General features: G+C 69.2%; 19 protein-coding genes. 13 read left to right on the top strand and 6 right to left on the bottom strand.

Features of this window, described 5'->3' with window-relative positions:
• Nucleotides 1-161 precede the first annotated feature (161 nt).
• Together Dac01nite_RS09840 and ilvD are read right to left on the bottom strand one after the other, a co-directional pair.
• Entirely contained in the window at nucleotides 162-452 is a 291-nt protein-coding gene (locus Dac01nite_RS09840; RefSeq protein ID WP_203656455.1) for a DUF1905 domain-containing protein, read from the bottom strand.
• Nucleotides 453-634: 182 nt separating this feature from the next.
• Nucleotides 635-2,332 (bottom strand): dihydroxy-acid dehydratase, encoded by a 1,698-nt coding sequence (gene ilvD / locus Dac01nite_RS09845; RefSeq protein ID WP_203656456.1) that lies wholly within the window; start codon nucleotides 2,330-2,332, stop codon nucleotides 635-637.
• Nucleotides 2,333-2,426: 94 nt separating this feature from the next.
• Here ilvD and Dac01nite_RS09850 point away from each other — a divergent pair, with 94 nt between their 5' ends.
• From Dac01nite_RS09850 to Dac01nite_RS09875, 6 genes are all read left to right on the top strand, one after another.
• Entirely contained in the window at nucleotides 2,427-3,218 is a 792-nt protein-coding gene (locus tag Dac01nite_RS09850; protein WP_203656457.1) for a MerR family transcriptional regulator, read from the top strand.
• A 106-nt stretch (nucleotides 3,219-3,324) separates the two neighbouring features.
• Nucleotides 3,325-4,017: an NADPH-dependent FMN reductase gene (locus Dac01nite_RS09855; RefSeq protein ID WP_203656463.1), complete on the top strand. Its 693-nt coding sequence runs from the start codon at nucleotides 3,325-3,327 to the stop codon at nucleotides 4,015-4,017.
• Nucleotides 4,018-4,176: 159 nt separating this feature from the next.
• Nucleotides 4,177-4,740: an NADPH-dependent FMN reductase gene (locus tag Dac01nite_RS09860; RefSeq protein ID WP_203656465.1), complete on the top strand. Its 564-nt coding sequence runs from the start codon at nucleotides 4,177-4,179 to the stop codon at nucleotides 4,738-4,740.
• 177 nt (nucleotides 4,741-4,917) lie between these two features.
• Complete coding sequence (locus tag Dac01nite_RS09865) at nucleotides 4,918-5,229, top strand: hypothetical protein (RefSeq protein ID WP_203656466.1); 312 nt, start codon at nucleotides 4,918-4,920, stop codon at nucleotides 5,227-5,229.
• Between the two features lie 54 nt (nucleotides 5,230-5,283).
• Complete coding sequence (locus tag Dac01nite_RS09870) at nucleotides 5,284-6,603, top strand: cryptochrome/photolyase family protein (RefSeq protein WP_203656467.1); 1,320 nt, start codon at nucleotides 5,284-5,286, stop codon at nucleotides 6,601-6,603.
• A gap of 16 nt (nucleotides 6,604-6,619) precedes the next feature.
• On the top strand, nucleotides 6,620-6,991 hold the full coding sequence (locus tag Dac01nite_RS09875) for a DUF1801 domain-containing protein (protein WP_203656468.1): 372 nt from the start codon (nucleotides 6,620-6,622) through the stop codon (nucleotides 6,989-6,991).
• 3 nt (nucleotides 6,992-6,994) lie between these two features.
• Here Dac01nite_RS09875 and Dac01nite_RS09880 read toward each other — a convergent pair whose 3' ends face one another.
• Nucleotides 6,995-7,945: a 2-hydroxyacid dehydrogenase gene (locus tag Dac01nite_RS09880; RefSeq protein WP_203656470.1), complete on the bottom strand. Its 951-nt coding sequence runs from the start codon at nucleotides 7,943-7,945 to the stop codon at nucleotides 6,995-6,997.
• Between the two features lie 131 nt (nucleotides 7,946-8,076).
• Between Dac01nite_RS09880 and Dac01nite_RS09885 the strand changes: the two genes are divergently transcribed.
• Nucleotides 8,077-9,255, top strand: a complete 1,179-nt coding sequence (locus tag Dac01nite_RS09885; RefSeq protein ID WP_203656472.1) for an ATP-binding protein — start codon at nucleotides 8,077-8,079, stop codon at nucleotides 9,253-9,255.
• A gap of 6 nt (nucleotides 9,256-9,261) precedes the next feature.
• On the opposite strand, the gene Dac01nite_RS09890 is transcribed toward Dac01nite_RS09885, so the two are convergent.
• Nucleotides 9,262-9,861: a polysaccharide deacetylase family protein gene (locus tag Dac01nite_RS09890; RefSeq protein WP_239066608.1), complete on the bottom strand. Its 600-nt coding sequence runs from the start codon at nucleotides 9,859-9,861 to the stop codon at nucleotides 9,262-9,264.
• Nucleotides 9,862-9,899: 38 nt separating this feature from the next.
• On the bottom strand, nucleotides 9,900-10,958 hold the full coding sequence (locus Dac01nite_RS09895) for a LacI family DNA-binding transcriptional regulator (RefSeq protein WP_203656476.1): 1,059 nt from the start codon (nucleotides 10,956-10,958) through the stop codon (nucleotides 9,900-9,902).
• A 127-nt stretch (nucleotides 10,959-11,085) separates the two neighbouring features.
• Between Dac01nite_RS09895 and Dac01nite_RS09900 the strand changes: the two genes are divergently transcribed.
• Genes Dac01nite_RS09900 through Dac01nite_RS09925 form a run of 6 tightly spaced genes read left to right on the top strand, consistent with a single transcriptional unit; the run spans nucleotide 11,086 to nucleotide 19,056 of the window.
• The gene (locus Dac01nite_RS09900; protein WP_203656485.1) at nucleotides 11,086-12,447 is read left to right on the top strand and encodes an ABC transporter substrate-binding protein; all 1,362 of its coding nucleotides are present in this window, start codon (nucleotides 11,086-11,088) and stop codon (nucleotides 12,445-12,447) included.
• Nucleotides 12,448-12,489: 42 nt separating this feature from the next.
• On the top strand, nucleotides 12,490-13,539 hold the full coding sequence (locus tag Dac01nite_RS09905) for a carbohydrate ABC transporter permease (protein ID WP_203656486.1): 1,050 nt from the start codon (nucleotides 12,490-12,492) through the stop codon (nucleotides 13,537-13,539).
• Nucleotides 13,540-13,541: 2 nt separating this feature from the next.
• Nucleotides 13,542-14,435, top strand: coding sequence for a carbohydrate ABC transporter permease (locus Dac01nite_RS09910; RefSeq protein WP_203656487.1), 894 nt, complete (start codon nucleotides 13,542-13,544; stop codon nucleotides 14,433-14,435).
• 6 nt (nucleotides 14,436-14,441) lie between these two features.
• The gene (locus Dac01nite_RS09915) at nucleotides 14,442-16,706 is read left to right on the top strand and encodes a beta-xylosidase/alpha-l-arabinosidase (RefSeq protein WP_203656488.1); all 2,265 of its coding nucleotides are present in this window, start codon (nucleotides 14,442-14,444) and stop codon (nucleotides 16,704-16,706) included.
• A gap of 2 nt (nucleotides 16,707-16,708) precedes the next feature.
• Nucleotides 16,709-18,004 (top strand): endo-1,4-beta-xylanase, encoded by a 1,296-nt coding sequence (locus Dac01nite_RS09920; RefSeq protein ID WP_203656489.1) that lies wholly within the window; start codon nucleotides 16,709-16,711, stop codon nucleotides 18,002-18,004.
• A gap of 5 nt (nucleotides 18,005-18,009) precedes the next feature.
• On the top strand, nucleotides 18,010-19,056 hold the full coding sequence (locus Dac01nite_RS09925; RefSeq protein ID WP_203656490.1) for a LacI family DNA-binding transcriptional regulator: 1,047 nt from the start codon (nucleotides 18,010-18,012) through the stop codon (nucleotides 19,054-19,056).
• Between the two features lie 33 nt (nucleotides 19,057-19,089).
• Here Dac01nite_RS09925 and Dac01nite_RS09930 read toward each other — a convergent pair whose 3' ends face one another.
• Entirely contained in the window at nucleotides 19,090-19,473 is a 384-nt protein-coding gene (locus tag Dac01nite_RS09930; RefSeq protein WP_203656491.1) for an SHOCT domain-containing protein, read from the bottom strand.
• Between the last annotated feature and the right edge of the window lie 5 nt (nucleotides 19,474-19,478).

Raw genomic sequence — 19,478 nt, forward strand, 5'->3', positions numbered from 1 at the left:
TGAGACTCTACGCCTGCTCGCGTGCGGATGTCACCATCTGGACCAACAATCTCACATTGTGGTTCACCGTCTCTCATCGTGAGACACGTGCCGCTCCTCCCCACCTGAGCGCCCCATCGGTCCGTGACTGTCGATTCCCGCCTCACGATGCGCCCCATCGGTCACGTCAGGCGCTGCGTGAGGTGCACCGTGACCTCGTCGCCGACGTCCTTGCCCAGCTGCTTGCGGAGCTTCGCGTTCAGAGACAGCATGTGGCCGCCGCGACCGGTCACCATGAGACCCGCGTTCGTCACGGGCACCCCGTCGACCGTCGCATCCACGCGCACGGCCTTGCCCGTGCCGAAGAAGTCCGCGGATCCCGGCATCTCGACGCAGGCCCACACCTCCCCCTTGACCTCGACGCCGATGGGCGCGGTGAAGGTGTGGTCGAGCGGTCCTGTGTCGTGACTCATGAAGCCAGCCTGCCACGGGGACTCCAGCCAAGCATCGGACCCGGCGCCGTCCATCTCAGGGATGCACGGAAGCGCCGCGCGCGAACTGAGCCCGCACAGCGGCGATCCCTCAGGGACGAGGCGTTCCTCCTGATGCGCCAGCTGAGGCGCGGTGAAGGGGCTCTCGTTGCGGGGAGCAGCCCTCAGGCCAGCACCGCGCCCTTCGACGCCGAGCCCACGAGCTTGGTGTACTTCGCGAGAACGCCGCGCGTGTAGGTGTGCGTCAGCGGCTCCCAGCCCTCGCGTCGAGCGGCCAGCTCCTCGTCCGCGACGTGGAGCTCGAGGGTGCCGTGGGCGACGTCGAGCGTGATGCGATCGCCGTCGCGCACGAACGCGATGGGCCCGCCGTCGACGGCCTCGGGCGCGATGTGACCCACGCACAGTCCCGTGGTCCCGCCGGAGAAGCGGCCGTCCGTCACCAGCAGCACGTCCTTGCCCAGCCCGGCGCCCTTGATCGCGGCCGTGATGGCGAGCATCTCGCGCATGCCGGGTCCACCCTTGGGGCCCTCGTAGCGGATGACCACGCAGTCGCCCGCCTGGATGGTGCCGTCCTCGAGCGCGTCCAGGGCTGCTCGCTCGCGATCGAACACCCTGGCGGTCGCCTCGAACACGTCGTCGTCGAAGCCGGCGGACTTCACCACCGCACCCTCCGGGGCCAGCGAGCCCTTGAGGATGGTGATGCCGCCCGTCTTGTGAATGGGGTTGTTGAGCGCGCGGACCACACGGCCGTCGATCTTCTCCGGCTTGAGGTCCTCCATGTTCTCCGCGAGCGTCTTGCCCGTGACCGTCATCACGTCACCGTGCATGAGGCCAGCCTCGAGCAGAGTGTTCATCACGGCGGGAACGCCGCCCACGCGGTCCACGTCGTTCATCACGAACCGACCGAAGGGCTTGAGATCGCCCAGGTGCGGCACCTTCGCGGCGACGCGAGCGAAGTCGTCCAGCGACAGGTCCACCTCCGCCTCGTTGGCGATCGCGAGCAGGTGCAGCACTGCGTTGGTGGAGCCGCCGAACGCCATGACCACGGCGATCGCGTTCTCGAACGCCTCCTTGGTCATGATGTCGCGCGCGGTGATCCCCTGGCGCAGCATCTCGACCACGGCCTCGCCGGACATGCGCGCGTACATGTCGCGGCGACGGTCCGCGCTGGGCGGCGCGGCAGAGCCGGGGATCGACATGCCCAGCGCCTCGCCCACGGATGCCATGGTGTTGGCGGTGAACATGCCGCCGCAGGCTCCCTCGCCCGGGCAGATCGCCTTCTCGATCGCGAGGCGATCCTCCTCGCTCATCAGCCCGCGCGCGCACGCGCCCACCGCTTCGAAGGCGTCGATCACCGTGACATCCTTCTCGGTGCCGTCGGACAGCTTGACGTGCCCCGGCATGATCGAGCCCGCGTACAGGAACACCGATGCGAGGTCGAGTCGCGCGGCCGCCATCAGCATGCCGGGCAGGGACTTGTCGCAGCCGGCGAGCAGCACGCTGCCATCGAGTCGCTCGGCGCTCATCACCGTCTCCACGGAGTCTGCGATCAGGTCGCGCGACACCAGCGAGAAGTGCATGCCCTCGTGACCCATGGAGATGCCGTCGGACACGGAGATGGTGCCGAACTCCAGCGGGTAGCCGCCTCCCGCGTGCACACCTTCCTTGGACGCCTGCGCGAGGCGCTGCAAGGACAGATTGCACGGCGTGATCTCGTTCCACGAGCTCGCGATGCCGATCTGGGGCTTCTCCCAGTCTCCGTCGCCCATGCCGACGGCCCGGAGCATGCCGCGCGACGCGGTCGCCTCCAGTCCGTCGGTCACCTGGCGGGAGCGGGGCTTGATGTCTGGCGTCTGCGTCATAGACGCGAGTCTAGGACGGCCCGTGCGCGGGTTGCGGCAGCGGCGCCAAAACAGGACTTGCGGTTGACGCTACGTCAACTTCTAGGCTGTGTGCATGAACACGACAGCACTCGCCGGCGCCTCGCTCGCGCAGGACGCCACCATCGACATCGCGCGGGTGGCGAGGCTCAGCGGCGTCAGCAGCCGCACGCTGCGCCACTACGACGCGATCGGCCTGCTGCCGCCCGCGTGGACCAGTGACGACGGCCGCCGCCACTACGGGCGCGAGCAGCTGCTGCGCCTGCAGCACATCCTCGTGCTGCGCGAGCTGGGCACGGGGCTCGATCGCATCGGCCGCATCGTCGACGCGGACGACCCGGCCGTGACCGCGGCGCTCCTGCGCGACCACCTCGCCGGCCTCACCGCCGAGCGCGATCGGTATGCGCGCCTCGCCGCCACCGTCGCGCGCACCATCGACTCACTCGAGAAGGGGACCACCATGACCACCAGCCAGATCTTCGACGGCTTCGACCACCAGCAGTACGAGCCGGAGGCTCGCGAGCGCTGGGGCGACAGTCAGGTGGACCGCTCCAACGAGCGCTGGGCGAGCCTGGGCAAGGACGGCCAGCAGCGCCACCTCGACACGCACCGCGAGATCGTCGAGGCGCTCGGCGCCGCCATTCGCGTGGGATTCGCGCCCGACAGCGAGGAGGTCCAGGAGATCGTCGCTCAGCACTACCGGTGGGTCTCGCTGTTCTGGACGCCCACCGCGGAGACGTACCGCGGGCTCACCCAGATGTATGTGGACGACGAGCGCTTTCGCCGCAACTACGACGAGGTCGCCCCCGGCGCCGCGGCGCTGCTGCGGGACGGCGCGGAGGTGTACGCAGGGATGCACCTGAGCTGACTGGCGGGTGCAGACGCTGTCGCATGCGGGAATGCGCCCGTCCGCTCCATAGTTGACTCGCGCACGCGAGCACGCCACCCGCGCGCTCCCCAGAGGAAGGCACTCCATGGCGACGATCGGCCTGCTGCTCGGACCACTCCCCCGGGCGCGTACCACCCGCCGCGTGGCGCGACTCATGCATGAGGCGGCGTCCTCGTCGACTCGCCTGGTCGAGCTGGATCTGACCGCGGTGCCGCACCACGCTCCCTACACCGATGTTCCGGCCGGAGCGACGGCGCTCGCGTGGAAGCGGGCCGTGGCGGACCTGGATGGCCTGCTCGTGCTCACCCCCGCTCACGAGCGATCGGTTCCCGGCGCTCTCAAGAACGCGTTGGACTGGGCCGGAGGCGCCGTTGCCCCCAACGCGCTCGCGGGCCTTCCGGTGGTGATCGCCGGGGTGTGCGAGGGTCAGGCGCCGCGCTTCAGCGCGATCCAGCACCTGCGCGCCGTGCTCGCGGATTCGGGTGCCCACCTCAAGTCACAGCCGGAGATCACGCTCACCATCGCTCCCGATTCGTTCGGCGAGGACGACGCGTGCGGAGACGACGCACTGACCGTGGGGGCGCGTGAGCTGCTCTCCATCGCCGCCGGGTTCGTCGCTCACCAGTCGCGCACGGGCATCGAGCGGGAGGCGCGCACCTTGCCCGACGCCCTCGAGCCCGATGTCCTCGTGCCTGACATCCTCGAGGCCGCGACCGGACCTCGGAGCGCCGTCGACGGCGTGCCGGTCGTCGACGAGGTTCGCGCCCCCGCCCCCTGAGCGCCGTCGCGCGACGCTGCCGTCGCCCCTCGTGGTGAGATCCGACGCGATGAGATCCGACATGGTCGGGAATAGTTGAAGCGTCACGTATTGTTGGAGGTGATGGCGCAGCCGACGCAGGCAGCGCCTCTCCCCACCCCCTCTTTGGAAGGACTCACCATGCCCCGCATCGGCATCATCGTCGGCTCGACCGCGAGCAACTCCATCAACCGCAAGGTCGCGAACGTGCTGCCCACGCTCGTGAACGACGACGTGGAGTTCACGTTCCTCGACATCGCTGACCTGCCGCTGTACAACTACGAGCTCGACGGCAACTGGCCCGAGGTCGCCACCGAGTTCAAGAACTCGGTCGAGGCCGTGGACGGCGTCATCATCGTCACCCCCGAGTACTCGCGCTCGATCCCGGGTGCTCTCAAGAACGCCCTGGACTGGGCCTCGCGCCCGTGGGGCCAGAACTCCTTCACGCGCAAGCCCGTCGCGATCATGGGCGCCTCGATCGGCTCCACCGGAACCGCGATGGCGCAGCAGCACCTGCGCAACATCCTGGGCCACTTCGACTCCCCCACGCTGGGCCAGCCCGAGACCTTCTTCCACTTCAGCGCGGACGCCTTCGGCGCGGACGGCTCGCTGCAGGACGAGGCTCAGCTCGCCGTCCTGAGGAACTTCGCAGAGGCCGCCGTGGCTCACATCGAGAGCCACGCTCACTCCGCTGCAGCGGTCTGACCTCACCTCAGCGCACGACAGGGTCCCGTCCGGCACACCGCCGGGCGGGACCCTCGTGCATGCGCCCGTCTGCGCTTGCGTCGAGGCCCGGTGTGCGGCGAGGATCGGGATACCTGGCGTGGCAGTGTCACCCGCCCCAGGAGCAGCGTCGCTCCCACGCTCACCGAGAGGACCATCATGCGCACCATCGTCGGCTTCGCCGCCGCAGTCGCAACCGGGTGCGTCCTGCTGGCGGGCTGCTCTGACTCCGGTGACCTCGCCATCACCAACGACAGCGGCGTGGCGGTGGAGGTCTCGACGGGCGACGACCTCACCTCGATCGGTCCCTACGGAGGGGTGGTGCTGCTCGAGTACGGCTGCACCCCAGGCGACGTCACCCTCACCTTCGCTGACGACGCCCAGGTGATCGTCCCCGGGCCCGTGTGCCCTCCGGACTCGATCGCCATCGCGCCCTCCGGCACCGTCACCGTCATCGAGGCCCCCGTCTGACCCCGTCTCGATCGCCGGGGAACACCGCGGCCGCAGTGCGACGTTGTGCCTGGCATGACACACCTGTGGTGGGCCCGGCGCGACCTGCGCCTGCACGACAACCCAGCCCTCATCGATGCCCAGGCTGACGGCCCCGCTGCCGCAGTCTTCGCATGGACACCGGCCCTGCACTTCTGGTCAGGTCGCCGACGGGCGCACCTGGCCCGCACGCTCTGGTCGTTGCGCGACAGCACCGGCGGCGCGCTCGCGGTGCGGCGAGGAGAGGCGGCCGATGTGGTGCTCGCCGCCGCGCAGGAGGCCGATGCGGGGGTGGTGCTGGCCGCTCGCGAATTCAGTCCTGCGGGAGTGGCCCAGCAGGAGGCCGTGGCCGCGGCGCTGGAGGCCGAGGGCCGCGAGCTGCGGTTCGTGGGATCGCCGTACGCGGTCGCGCCGGGCCGCGTGACCAAGGGTGATGGCACGCCCTACCGAGTCTTCACGCCGTTCCGGGACGCCTGGCGCCAGCACGGCTGGCGCCAGCCCGCTGACGCAGCGGATCCGCGCGGGTTCGTCCCGCTCGACAGCGACGTGGACCTCGATCAGCACGCCGCGCACGGCGATGCCGAGGACCCTCTGCTCGAGCCTCACGAGTTTCGCGAGCAGCGCGTGCTCGACGCGCTCGAGTCGTGGATCGACGACGCCCTGATCCACTACGACGACGAGCGGGATCGGCCCGATCTCGACTCGACGTCACGACTGTCGGTGCCGCTCGCGTTCGGGCAGGTGCACCCGCGCACGGTACTCGCGCTGACGGCTCCCAAGCGCTCCGACGGTTCGCGCGTGTTCGAGTCTGAGATCGCGTGGCGCGACTTCCACGCGGACACGCTCTGGCACGAGCCGCAGGCGCGTCGCGAATCGCTGTCGCGAGTGATGCTGGAGGAGGACTGGGTGACCGGCCGCGAGGCGGACCAGGCGTTCGTCGCCTGGCGTGACGGCCGCACCGGATTCCCGCTGGTGGACGCCGGGATGCGTCAGCTGGCCCAGACCGGCTGGATGCACAACCGCGTGCGCATGGTGGTCGCGAGCTTCCTCATCAAGGATCTCCGGATCCCGTGGCAGCGAGGTGCTGACCACTTCCGCCGCACCCTCGTGGACTACGACCACGCCCAGAATCAGCTCAACTGGCAGTGGGTCGCCGGCACCGGGCGCGACGCCTCGCCGTTCTTCCGCATCTTCAACCCCGAGGCGCAGCTCGACCGTCACGATCCCCAGCGCCGGTATGTGCAACGCTGGGTGCCAGAGCTCGACACCCCTGACTATCCAGGACCGATGGTGGACCACAAGGCCGAGCGCGAGACGACACTCGCGCTCCATCGCCGGGCGAAGGATCGCGGGTAGCGGTAGCGTCGGAGACATGACGCACGAGGAGGTCGAGCGCTGGATGGGGCACTACGACAACCCCATGAAGGATGTCGTGCAGCGCATCCGCCAGATCATCCTCGCCAGCGACGACCGCATCGAGGAGACCATCAAGTGGTCGACCCCCACCTTCACGTACAAGGGCAACCTCGCCAGCTTCTTCCCCAAGTCCACGCATCACGCCACTCTGATGTTCCACGAAGGCGCGCTCATCCCCGGCACGTTCCGTCACCTGGAGGGCAGCGGCAAGGAGGGGCGCGCGATGAAGATCGTGTCCATCGCGGAGGCCGAGGAGCGACGCGACGAGATCAACGCGATCGTGCAGGCATGGATCGCGTGGAAGGACGGCGCGTCCACCGCGTCCTGACGGTCAGGCCGGGAAGGCTCCCATCGCGACGAAGTTGACCGGGTCGTCCCCGTGGCGCGCTGCCTCGATCTGCCGCCGCAGCAACGCGATGTAGCGCTTGTCCGTGAGCAGGGCGAAGCCAGCGACGTGCGGGACCACGATGCACCCGGGTGCACTCCACAGCGGATGCCCGTCCGGCAGCGGCTCGGGGTCCGTCACGTCGAGCGCGGCACGCAGGCGTCCTGTCTGGAGCTCAGCCAGGAGCGCATCCGTGTCCACCACCTTGCCGCGGCCCACGTTGACCACCAGCGCATCGTCCGGGAGCGCCGCGAGGAACATCGCGTCGACGAGCCCCTCGGTCTGCTCGGTCAACGGAGTCACCAGGAACACGATCTCGGTGTCCGGAAGCAGTGCAGGGAGGTCCTCGATCGCTCGCACATCCGTGCCGTCAGGCGCGGTGCGGGCAGTGCGGGCGACTCCGGTCACGGTCGCCTCGCTCGCCCGCAGACGCGCCCCGAGCGCGCTGCCGATGCTGCCGTAGCCCACCACCAGGCAGCGCCTGTCAGCGAGCGACGGCGCGTACGGGTCCGCGTCCCAGGTCTCACGTCGCTGCGCGTCCAGGAACTTCGGCAGCCGGCGCTGGCTCGCGAGCGCGAGCGTGAGCGCCATCTCTGCCGTGCGCGAATCATGGACGCCGCGCGCGTTCGCGAGCTTCTTGCCAGCGGGCACCAAGGGCACGGCGTGCTCGTAGCCCGCTGAAGGGATCTGGATCACCCGCAGGTCAGGGCACTCAGCGAGGCGCTGGTAGACCTCGCGCCCGCCGGACAGGTGCGGGATGCACGCGATGGTGACGCGTTCGCGCTCCTCGTCGGGGATCGGACCGGCGCTGGGATCCCAGACGATCACGCGAGCGTCGTCGCCCACCTCCCCCAGCGCATCGGCGATCTTCTGGTGCGGGACGGCGACGGTGATCATGGCTCCAGTCTTCCACCACCGCGCTCGCCCCATCGCTTCCCCCGCACGTGGCATGCGTCCTCGGGGACGCTCCAACGAAAGTTTCGCGGTTGACTATGCGAGAATCCGCATACTCCCGTATACGTTGACCTATGCATCCCAACAGCAACCCGTTCAACCCCGGAGCTGGCACCCCTCCTCACACGCTCGCCGGTCGCGACGAGGAGGTCCAGGCGATCGTCACCGCGATCGAGCGATCCTCACTGGGACGAAGCGCGAACGGCATCGTGCTGCACGGACTGCGCGGCACCGGCAAGACGGTGCTGCTGGGACGCTTCTGCGAGGTGGCCTCGGACCGAGGCTGGATCGCGGTGAGGATCGAGGCCGCGGCGTCCACCTCCGCCACCTTCGCGGAGCAGCTCGTCACCCGCCTCACCCCCTTCATGCTGCGGCTGGACCGGCCCAGTGCCAGCGACCACATCAAGCGCGCGCTCGGGGCCTTCAAGTCCTTCTCCATCTCGGTGGGACTGCAGGACGTCTCCGCCGGCATCGAGGTGGAGCCGCGCCACCTCCTGAACTATGGGAAGTCCATCGAGCACTCGCTGCCAGACATGCTGCGCACGCTCGCCCAGGCGTGCGCTCAGGACGGCACCGGCGTGCTGATCGCCGTGGACGAGATGCACGACATGAGCCGCGCGGACCTGCGCGCACTGCTGGCCGTGGGTCAGGAAGCCAACGAGTCCCGCGCGCCGCTGCTGCTGTGCGGCGCAGGGCTGCCCGCACTTCCGCGCGTGCTTTCGGAGGCGCGCACCTACGCCGAGCGATTCTTCGAGTTCCGGGCGATCACCTGGCTGGCACGGGCCGATGCACGGCGCGCCCTGGTGGCGCCCGTCGAGGCGCTCGGAGAGTCGTGGACGGAGTCCGGGTTGGACGTCATCCTCGCCTCGGCGGGCGGCTACCCCTACTTCCTGCAGCACTTCGGGCGCGCGGCGTGGAACGTGGCCGCCTTCTCCCCCATCGGCGCTGGCGACGCGAACCTCGCCCGATCCATCGGCTTCGCCGAGCTCGACCAGGGCTTCTTCCACATTCGCTGGGAGCGTGCCACCACCGCGGAGCGTGCCTACCTGCGCGCGATGGCGATCGACGGCGACGGCCCATCGCGCTCGGGAGACGTGGCGGACCGGCTCGGCAAGCCGGCATCGGCTCTCAGCGCGATCCGTACCCGGCTGATCGACAAGGGGATCGTGTACTCGCCGGTCCGCGGCCGCATCGCGTTCACCGTGCCAGGAATGGCGACCTTCATCCGGCGTCGGGACGAGGCGGGCGCCTAGAGCGCCTCACCCGGCGGGGAGGACGAAGCTCCAGCCGTCTGCGAGTCGCTCGTCGACCACGCGAATCACCGCGTCCACGGTGCCGGCCCGGTCCCCGCCGCCGTCGTGAGCGAGCACCATCGAGCCAGGCGTCATGGCGGCGCGCAGGCGATCCGCCAGCACCTCCGGGTCCTGCTCGGCCCAGTCGCCGATGTGATTGACCACGCCGAGCGGCTGCATGCCCAGCTCCACCGCCACCTCCGCGGTCGCTCCCCACGACCCGTTGGGTGCCCGCCAGTACGGCACAGGGTGTCGAGGCCCCAGGACGGCGCGAATGACGTCGAGCGTGCGCGTCAGGTCCACCCACACCCTATCGGCGGGCCACTCGCCCATGTCGGCGAAGGACATCGAGTGGTTCGCGAGCACGTGACCGTCCGCGGCGATGCGGCGCAGCACCTGCGCGCCGTCGCCGCGCTCGATCTGCTCGCCCACCACGCAGAACACGGCCGTGATCTCACGCGCCCTCAAGGCGTCGAGCAGCCTGAGGGTGTCGCGACCGTTGGGCCCGTCGTCGAAGGTGAGGGCGCACACGAGGCCGTCGCCGGCCGCGGCGTCGACGGGCGTCACGCGGGGCGCGTGGTGCCCGCCGTGGGGTGGCGGAACGCTCACGCGTCGACGGCGCCGCGCGCTGCCGGCACCACGAGTGCGGGTTCGACCGCGGTCACCAGTTCGACCGGGGGCTCCGTGGTCGTGCCGCGCACCACCAGCTCGGTGGCCATGCGCACGTGCGGCTCGCGCTCGACTCCATTGATGAGGTCGAGGAGCATCGTCATGGCCGCCGCGCCCATGGACTGCATGGGCTGGCGCACGGTCGTGAGAGACGGGGTGGCCAGCGAGGCCTCGGGGACGTCGTCGAAGCCCACGATGGAGAGGTCCTCCGGCACCGCCAGACCGAACTCGTGCGCGACGTCCATCGCACGCATCGCGGTGATGTCGTTGGCCGCGAAGATCGCCGTGGGCCGGTCCTTCATCATGAGGAGCTCACGGGTGACCTCGGCCGCACGGTCGGGGACGTACCGCGTCTCGCGCACCAGCGCCTGATCCACCGGAATGCCGGCCTCCGCCATCGCGTTGCGATATCCCGCCTCGCGCAGGTGAGCGGAGTCCAGCTCCGAACGGCCGCCGAGGAACGCGATGCGGCGGTGGCCCAGGGAGATCAGATGCTCCGTGGCCTGCTCCGCACCCGTGAAGCTGTCCGCGTCGATGGTGGGCAGTCGGTTGGGACCATAGTGCGGGTCGATCGCGACCACCGGGACCACCGTGCGCGCGTCCAGAACCGTGGGGGTGACCAGCACCGCCCCAGCGATCAGCGTGCCGCCCAGCCGTGCGAGCGAGCGACGCTCCCACCCGTGGTTGTCTCCACCGGAGTGCGCCAGCAGCTCGTAGCCCGATCCCTCGGCCGCGGCGGCGGCGCCCTTTAAGAGCTCCGCGCTGAAGGGCTCGAAGCTCGCGACCAGGATGCCGAGCACATTGGTCTGCTGCATCCGCAGGCTCGAGGCGCTCAGATTCCCGGCGTAGCCCATCTCCTCGATCACGCCCTGGACCAGCTCGACGGTCTCCTTGGCGACTCCGTAGCGGCCGTTGACCACCTTGGACACCGTCGCGACGGACACTCCTGCGCGCGCAGCGACGTCAGCCATCTTGACTCGCGGCGCTGCTTCCATGGGTTGAATGGTACATGGACACACGCTCGTGACGAAAACGTTATCGAAATCGTTTGACACCGGCATGGGCGGCAGGACAGACTTCCGGTGTTCGGCTGGTCAACGAGGACTGAAAGGAACAACCAACATGGCGAACATGCGTCGTGCGGGTGCCGCAGTGGCATTCGCAACCTCCGCCGCGCTTCTGCTGGCTGCGTGCAGCTCAGATGACGGCGACACCACCCCCGAGGGCACCGACTCCCCTGATACCGAGGAGACGTCGGAGAACTCGGAGCCCGTCACCCTTACCTGGTGGCACAACTCTGTGGCAGGCGACAACGGTCAGAACGACCTTGGCGACTACTGGCAGAAGATGGCCGACGACTTCACGGCCCAGAACCCCAACGTCACCATCGAGATCGAGCAGATCCAGAACGAGGACCTGCAGCGCACGCGCATCCCGCTCGCACTGCAGTCCGGCGACGCCCCCGACCTCTTCCAGGCATGGGGCGGTGGCGAGCTCGCCACCCAGGTCGAGTCCGGATACCTGATGGACCTGAGCGAGACCCTCGCGGACGACATCGAGCGTCTGGGCGGCGGTGTCGCTCCGTGGCAGTACGACGGTTCCACCTACGGCCTGCCGTTCCAGTTCGGCGTCGAGGGCATCTGGTACCGCGAGTCCCTCTTCGAGGAGGCTGGCATCACCGAGGAGCCCACCACCATGGCGGAGCTCGGCGAGGCCGTGCAGGCGCTCAAGGACGCGGACATCACCCCCATCGCGGTGGGTGCTGCCGACGGTTGGCCCGCCGCTCACTGGTGGTACAACTTCGCTCTGCGTGCATGCCCGCAGGACGTCATCTCGACGGCCGGCACCACGTTCGACTTCTCCGACCCCTGCTGGGTCGAGGCTGGCGAGCAGCTCGAGGAGTTCCTCGGCACCGACCCGTTCCAGGACCAGTTCATCTCGACGGTCGCTCAGACCGGCGCCACCTCCTCCGCGGGCCTCGTGGCCACCGGTGAGGCAGCGATGGAGCTCATGGGCCACTGGAACGTCTTCGTGTACGAGGGCTTCACCGACGGCACCGAGGAGGGCATCCAGGCCCTTCAGGACGACCTGGGCTGGTTCCCGATGCCCGCGACCGATGGCGGCGCTGGTGACCCCACCGCAGCTCTTGGTGGCGGTGACGGATTCTCCTGCTACGTCGACGCTCCGCCGGAGTGCGCTGAGTTCCTCAGCTTCATCATGAGCGACGAGAACCAGGCTGGTGCGGCCGAGGCCGCTGGCATCCTGCCCGTGGCACCCGCCGCGGCGGAGGCCGTGACCAACCCGGTGCTCGTGGAGCTCTCGCAGGTCGCCGGTAACGCAGAGTACGTGCAGCTGTGGCTCGACACCTCCTTCGGCACCAACGTGGGTGGCGCGATGAACGACGGAATCGTCAACATCTTCGCCGGCACGGGCAACGCCCAGGACGTCGTGGACCTCATGACGGCCGCCGCACTCACTCAGTAATCAACAACCCGTCCCCCTGACACAAGAAAGCGAGGCTCCCTGGTGACTGCACTGGAGGCCTCGGGTACGGGCAAGGGCCCCGTCGTCGACGCGAAGGCGTCGGCGGCGGGGCCGCACCCTGTCACCCCCGCCACGGATAACGCCAAGAAGGACACCCGCCGCAAGTGGCTCGAGATCGCCATCTTCGTGGGTCCCGCGCTCCTGATCTTCCTGACCTTCGTGGTCTTCCCGATGGTCATGGCCGCGCGCTACAGCCTGTACAAGTGGGACTCCCGCCAGCCGTTCGAGCTCGCGGAGTTCATCGGCTTCGACAACTACACCCGCGCCCTGATCGGTGGCACCGACCCCGAGACGCAGGAGATCTTCTGGAAGGCCTACGCAGAGCCCTTCTGGAACGCCGTGGGCAACAACGTTCAGATCATCGCGCTGTCGATGCTGATCCAGCTGCCGGTGGCGATGCTCATCGCGCTGGTGCTGAACCGCAAGTTCCCGGGACGTGGTCCCACCCGTCTGATCATCTTCGCTCCCTACGTGCTCGCAGAGGTGACCGCCGGTCTCATGTGGCTCATGCTGCTCGACCCCCGCGGCCCCGTCACGGAGTGGGTGCAGGCGATCGGACTTCCCACGCCACCTCAAGGGTGGCTCGAGGATCCGACGTGGGGCTTCTGGACCTTCTTCTTCATCGTCAGCTGGAAGTACATCGGCCTGGCGATCATCCTCTTCCTCGCCGGCCTGGCAGGCGTCCCTGAGGAGCTGCAGGAGGCGGCGTCCATCGACGGCGCCAGCTGGTGGCAGGTGCAGTGGCGCATCAACATCCCGCTCATCGGTCCTACCGTGCGCGTGTGGGCGTTCCTGTCGATCATCGGTTCCATCCAGCTGTTCGACATGGCCTGGGTGCTCAACAAGGGCGGATCGACGGGTCAGTACTCGACGATCGCGACCCTCATGGTCGACATCGGCACGCAGCGCAATGACGGCGGCTACGCCTCTGCGCTCGCGATCATCATGTTCATCTTCTCCATGACCGCCGCGATCATCTACCTCACCCTGGTGATGCGTCGCGACACGGCCGGTTCGCGAAAGGGGGCCTGATCATGGCCACCGACACCACCGTCGAGCGCAAGCGCCGCGCGCCTTCGACCACGTCCCGTACGCGCACCCGCCTCCAGGGCGACTCGTCGATCTACATCACGATCTTCGTGGCGCTGGTCGCCGTCGGCTTCACCCTGGGCCCCATCATCTACCTGGCACTGGGCGGATTCCGCACCAACGGCCAGCTCGCTGCTGACCCCACGGGTCTGCCGGATCCGTGGGTGTGGCAGAACTACTGGAACATCCTCACGCAGGGCAACTTCTGGCAGTACACGCTGAACTCGCTCATCGTCGCGGTGGCCACCACCGCCGGCGTCGTGCTGTTCGGCACCATGGCGGCCTACCCGCTCGCTCGCTACAGCTTCCGCGGGCGCGAGGGCATCTTCATCATCTTCACGGCCGGCCTGATGTTCCCCCTCACCGTCGCGATCTTCCCGCTGTTCCTGCTGATCCAGGACCTCGGCTGGGTGGGTGGCTACTGGGGACTCATCGTGCCGCAGGTGGCGTTCGCGCTGCCCGTGACGGTCATCATCATGCGTCCGTTCCTGGCGGCCCTGCCGGATGAGCTCGAGGAGGCCTCCTTCATGGATGGCCTCACCCGTGTGGGCTTCTTCTTCCGCATGGTGCTGCCGCTGGCCAAGCCGGGCATGGTGACCGTGGGCGTGCTCGCGTTCCTCGGCTCGTGGAACGGCTACCTGCTGCCCCTAGTGATCCTCACCGGTCGCGACGCGCCCACCACCCTGCCGCTGGGCGTGACCCAGTTCCAGGGCCAGAACGCCGCCGACTTCGCCGGCATCATGGCCTACACCTTCCTTGCGATGATCCCTGCGCTGGTGTTCTTCCTGATGATGGAGCGGCGCATCGTCGATGGCCTCTCCGGCGCCGTGAAGGGCTAGGGGCCGATGCGCAAAGAGGGCATCAGTCAGCGTGTGCGCGATCTCGTCGACAGGCTGTCCGTCGACGAGAAGCTCGCACAGATCGTGGGCTTCTGGGAAGGCGAGGAGGGCGACTCCGTCGCTCCCCTGCAGGGAGAGCTGACCGGCACCGGCAAGCTCGACGACGCCATGCAGCACGGCCTCGGACATCTCACCCGCGTCTACGGGACCAACCCCGTGGACCCGGATGAGCGTGCGCAGTACCTGTGGGAGCGCCAGCGTGCGCTCGTCCAGGGCACCAAGGCGGGCATCCCCGCGCTGGTCCACGAGGAGTGCCTCACGGGGCTGTCCGCATGGAAGGCTGCCACGTTCCCTGCGCCTCCCGCGTGGGGAGCGACGTTCGACCCGGAGCTCGTGGAACGCATGGGAGCGCTCATCGGCGAGTCCATGCGGGACCTGGGTATCCATCAGGGGCTCGCGCCCGTCCTGGATGTCGTCCGCGACCCACGCTGGGGGCGGGTCGAGGAGTGCATCGGCGAGGACCCGTACCTGGTGGGAGAAGTGGCCACCAAGTACGTCACGGGCATGCAGTCACAGGGCGTCGATGCGACGCTCAAGCACTTCGTGGGCTACTCCGCGTCGCAGGCGGGTCGCAACTTCGCGCCCGTCCACGCGGGTCGCCGCGAGGTGCAGGACGTGCTGCTGGTCCCCTTCGAGATGGCAGTTCTCGATGGCGGCGTCAACTCGGTCATGCACTCGTACGCGGAGATCGACGGCGTGCCCGTCGCGGCGGACGAGACGCTGCTCACCGGCGTGCTGCGCGACCAGTGGGGCTTCGACGGGACGGTGGTCGCGGACTACTTCGGCGTCGCGTTCCTCCACCTGCTACACGGCATCGCCGCCAACCACGGTGAGGCCGCAGTCCAGGCCCTCACGGCGGGCGTCGACATCGAGCTGCCGACCGGCGACGCCTACCTCGGGCCGCTCAAGGCCGCGATCGAGGCCGGCGACGTCGACATGGCCATCGTGGACCGCGCGGTGACGCGCGCCCTGGTGCAGAAGGAACGGCTGGGTCTGCTCGACGAGACCTTCGAGGGAGAGCCGCCCTCGGGCGTCGACCTCGACTCCCCCGCTCACCGCGAGGTGGCCCGCCAGCTCGCGGAGAAGTCGGCGATCCTGGTGTCGAACGACGGCACCCTGCCGCTCGCGGCGCAGGACGATCGCCACGTGCTGGGCGTCATCGGTCCCAACGCGGACCGCTTCCAGGCGCTGTTCGGCTGCTACTCGTTCGCGAACCACGTGCTGGCGCTAAGGCCGGGCGTGGAGCTGGGCTTCGAGGCACCGACCGTGCTCGACGCGCTGCGCGACGAGTTCTCCGGCACCGTGAGCTTCGCGGCCGGATGCGCCGTCGAGGGAGACGATCGCTCGGGCTTCGACGAGGCCGTGCGCGTCGCCACCGAGGCGGACACCGCCGTGCTCGTGGTCGGTGACGATGCGGGCCTGTTCGGTCGCGGCACGTCCGGCGAGGGCAACGACTCGGACGACCTCGAGCTCCCCGGCGTCCAGCGAGAGCTGGTCGAGGCCGTGCTGGCCACCGGCACCCCGGTGGTGCTGGTGCTCATGACCGGCCGTCCTTACGCGATCTCGTGGGCGCTCGAACGCTGTGCCGCGGTGGTGCAGACGTTCTTCCCCGGCGAGGAGGGCGCAGGCGCGATCGCCCGCGTGCTGTCCGGCCGAGTGAACCCCTCGGGCCGCCTGCCGCTGTCGCTCCCCCGCTCCGCTGGCGCCCAGCCGTACACGTACCTGCACCCCAAGCTGGGCGGCAACGGCGACGTCACGAGCCTCGCGAGCAACCCGCCCGCGTGCTTTGGACACGGCCTGTCCTACACGACGTTCGAGCACGGCGCCCTCGAGGCGTCGGACGCACCCACGGACGGCACCATCACCGCCACGGTGACGGTGACCAACACGGGCGAGCGCGACGGCGACGAGGTGGTCCAGCTGTACGGACACGACGTCACCGCCAGCGTCACGAGGCCGGTGGCCCAGCTGCTGGGCTTCCAGCGCATCCACCTCGCTGCAGGGGCGTCCGCGACCGTCGAGTTCACGGTGCCCACCACGCGCCTCGCGTTCAGCGACCGGTCCTACCGCCGCGTCGTCGAGCCGGGCTCGGTCCAGCTGTGGACCGGAGACTCGGGCACGCGTGCGTCGGAGGCGACCATCGAGCTCACCGGTCCCGTGCAGGAGGTCTCCACGGCATCGCCCCGCATCACGACCGCCGCAGTGCGATGACCATGCTCGACTCCCGTGCTGATCGAGCCTCCGCCGGAGCCGTACGCGACGCGTACGCGCACCGGCGGGGCTCGGCCACGGTTCGCGTCACCTATGCGGACGGGACCACTGCGGCGGATGCGGACGTCTCCGTCGAGCAGGTCCGGCACGAGTTCGGGTTCGGCAACATCGGCTTCGACCTGATCTCGCTCGCCAATGGCGACAGCGAGGAGAAGGCGAGCGTCTTCGGCGGCGCCTCAGCCGCATCGGCCGCCCACCTGGCGCCGCTGTACCTCGAGCTGTACAACGCGACCACGCTGCCCTTCTACTGGCGCGGCTTCGAGCCGCGCCGGGGCGAGCCGGAGACGGACCGCATGATGCGCGCTGCTCGCTGGTTCGTCGAGCGCGGCGTGCAGATCAAGGGCCACCCTCTGCTGTGGCACACGCTCGCTCCGGAATGGCTCCTGGAGCTCGACGACGCCGAGGCGGAGGCCGTGATGCGCGCGCGCATCACCCGCGAGGCGAGGGACTTCGCTGGCGTCGTGGACCTGTGGGACGCGATCAACGAGTCCGTGATCCTCCCGGTGTTCACGGCCGAGCACAACGCGGTGACGCGGCTCGCGCAGTCGAAGGGCCGCATCGAGACCGTCCGGATGGCGTTCGAGTCGGCACGCGAGGGCAACCCGAACGCACGGCTCGTGCTCAACGACTTCGACCTGTCCTCCGACTACGAGCGGGTGATCGAGGAGTGCCTCGAGGCCGGCATCGAGATCGACGCGCTCGGCGTGCAGACTCACATGCACCAGGGCTTCCGTGGCGAGGAGCAGATCCGCGAGATCCTGGACCGGTTCGGCCGTTTCGGGCTGCCCCTCCAGATGACAGAGACGACGCTGGTGTCCGGCCACCTCATGCCGCCCGAGATCGTCGATCTCAACGACTACCAGATCGATTCCTGGCCCTCGACGCCCGAGGGCGAGTCTCGCCAGGCGGATGAGATGGTGCGTCACTACCGCACCGTCGTCGAGCACCCCGCGGTGGAGTCGCTCACCTACTGGGGCCTCACCGACGAGGGCGCGTGGTTGGGCGCACCCGCCGGAGTGGTGCGCGCGGACGGCACTCGCAAGCCCGCGTACGACGCCCTCCAGCGCCTCATCAAGGGCGAGTGGTGGCTGGCCAAGACTCAGCTGCGTACCGACCGCGACGGTGAGTTCGCGCTCAGCGGCTTCGCCGGCGACTACCGCGTCTCCTACGGGGGCCGTGAGACCACCATCCACCTGGACCGCGGCGGCGCCGGACCGTTGAGCGCCGTGCTCGAGTAGCCGCCATGACCACCGACGGACAACGGCGTCAGTCACCCAGGGTCACCATCGCGCACATCGCCCAGCAGGCGGGTGTGTCCGTTCCCACCGTGTCCAAGGTCCTCAACGGCCGCTCCGGCGTGTCCGACAAGAAGCGAGCCGCGATCCAGCGGCTGCTCGACGAGTACGGCTACGAGCGGCGCGGGACGGCCCGCCGCCAGCGCGTGGGCCTCATCGACGTGGTGATCCGCGACCTGGATCCCATCTGGGCCATGCCCCTCCTCCAAGGAGCCGAGGAGGAGGCGCGTCGCGTGGGCGCGTCGATCGTGCTGTCCTCCACGCATGGACGCCAGGCCGGATCGCGGCACTGGGTCCAGCACCTGGCCACGCGCCGGACCGATGCGGTGGTGCTGGTCGTCTCCGAGCTGGCGCCCGAGGCCGCCGAGGAGCTGTGCCGGCTGCACACGCCCATCGTCCTGGTGGACCCCGCGGGCGCGGAGCCCTCGGGCATGCCCACCGTCGTCGCCGCCAACCGCGCGGGCGGACGCCTCGCCACCGAGCACCTCCTCAGGCTAGGCCACCGGCGCATCGGCATCATCACGGGTCCGGAGGGCGTGGGCTGCTCGGAGGACCGGCTCGCGGGCTACGCGGATGCCCTGCGCGCTCGTGGCGTCCCGCAGGATCCGCGCCTTCAGCACTACGGGGACTTCATGGCGGCGTCGGGGGCGAGCGCCGCCAGGCGGATGCTGCGGCTCAAGAACCGCCCCACCGCGATCTTCGCCGGCACGGATCAGACGGCGAGCGGCGTCTACGAGGCAGCAGCCGCGCGCGGCCTGCGGATCCCCGAGGACCTGTCCGTCGTGGGCTTCGACGACGTGGTGCTGGCGGAGTGGATGCGACCTGCGCTCACCACGGTCCATCAGCCCCTCATGGAGATGGCGCGCACCGCGATACGCACGGCCGCCGCGATCGCCTACGAGGGGGCGGAGGTGCCCCAGCGCATCGAGCTGCCCACGTCGCTCACCGTCCGCCGGTCGACCGCGACGCCTACCCGTGCGGCGGCCGCGTCCTAGCGGTCACCGCACGGGCTCTCAGCACCGGTGGCGTCAGGCGAGGGCCTTGGCCTTGAGCGCCTCGAACTCCTGCTGCGAGATGGTGCCGGAGTCCAGCAGCGCCTTCGCCTTGGCCACTTCCTCAGCCGGAGAGCTCGAGCCTCCCGCGACCTTCTGGATGTACTCCTCCTGGCGTGCACGGGCGTCCGCCATCGCGTCCATCTGACGCTGGGACATGCTGCGACCGCGCGCGATGATGTAGATCAGGGCGCCCAGCCACGGCACGAGTACCAGGAAGATCACCCAGCCGGCCTTGCCCCACCCGCCCAGGGTCACGTCGCTGAAGAGATCCCAGATGCATCGAAACCAGACCATGATCGCGGTGATCCAGATGAAGATCCAGAAGGTCCACACCACGAGGTCCCAGAAGTTGTCCATGTCCG

It is taken from the genome of Demequina activiva (genome assembly GCF_016862815.1).
Classification (GTDB): domain Bacteria; phylum Actinomycetota; class Actinomycetes; order Actinomycetales; family Demequinaceae; genus Demequina; species Demequina activiva.

Coding starts and splice junctions, on each gene's coding strand:
- Dac01nite_RS09895 (WP_203656476.1), bottom strand. CDS start 10,958: ATGGAAGCAGCGCCGCGAGTCAAGATGGCTGACGTCGCTGCGCGCGCA.
- Dac01nite_RS09925 (WP_203656490.1), top strand. CDS start 18,010: ATGACCACCGACGGACAACGGCGTCAGTCACCCAGGGTCACCATCGCG.
- Dac01nite_RS09930 (WP_203656491.1), bottom strand. CDS start 19,473: ATGGACAACTTCTGGGACCTCGTGGTGTGGACCTTCTGGATCTTCATC.
- Dac01nite_RS09870 (WP_203656467.1), top strand. CDS start 5,284: ATGACACACCTGTGGTGGGCCCGGCGCGACCTGCGCCTGCACGACAAC.
- Dac01nite_RS09860 (WP_203656465.1), top strand. CDS start 4,177: ATGCCCCGCATCGGCATCATCGTCGGCTCGACCGCGAGCAACTCCATC.
- Dac01nite_RS09850 (WP_203656457.1), top strand. CDS start 2,427: ATGAACACGACAGCACTCGCCGGCGCCTCGCTCGCGCAGGACGCCACC.
- Dac01nite_RS09865 (WP_203656466.1), top strand. CDS start 4,918: ATGCGCACCATCGTCGGCTTCGCCGCCGCAGTCGCAACCGGGTGCGTC.
- ilvD (WP_203656456.1), bottom strand. CDS start 2,332: ATGACGCAGACGCCAGACATCAAGCCCCGCTCCCGCCAGGTGACCGAC.
- Dac01nite_RS09880 (WP_203656470.1), bottom strand. CDS start 7,945: ATGATCACCGTCGCCGTCCCGCACCAGAAGATCGCCGATGCGCTGGGG.
- Dac01nite_RS09900 (WP_203656485.1), top strand. CDS start 11,086: ATGGCGAACATGCGTCGTGCGGGTGCCGCAGTGGCATTCGCAACCTCC.
- Dac01nite_RS09875 (WP_203656468.1), top strand. CDS start 6,620: ATGACGCACGAGGAGGTCGAGCGCTGGATGGGGCACTACGACAACCCC.
- Dac01nite_RS09920 (WP_203656489.1), top strand. CDS start 16,709: ATGCTCGACTCCCGTGCTGATCGAGCCTCCGCCGGAGCCGTACGCGAC.
- Dac01nite_RS09910 (WP_203656487.1), top strand. CDS start 13,542: ATGGCCACCGACACCACCGTCGAGCGCAAGCGCCGCGCGCCTTCGACC.
- Dac01nite_RS09885 (WP_203656472.1), top strand. CDS start 8,077: ATGCATCCCAACAGCAACCCGTTCAACCCCGGAGCTGGCACCCCTCCT.
- Dac01nite_RS09840 (WP_203656455.1), bottom strand. CDS start 452: ATGAGTCACGACACAGGACCGCTCGACCACACCTTCACCGCGCCCATC.
- Dac01nite_RS09915 (WP_203656488.1), top strand. CDS start 14,442: ATGCGCAAAGAGGGCATCAGTCAGCGTGTGCGCGATCTCGTCGACAGG.
- Dac01nite_RS09855 (WP_203656463.1), top strand. CDS start 3,325: ATGGCGACGATCGGCCTGCTGCTCGGACCACTCCCCCGGGCGCGTACC.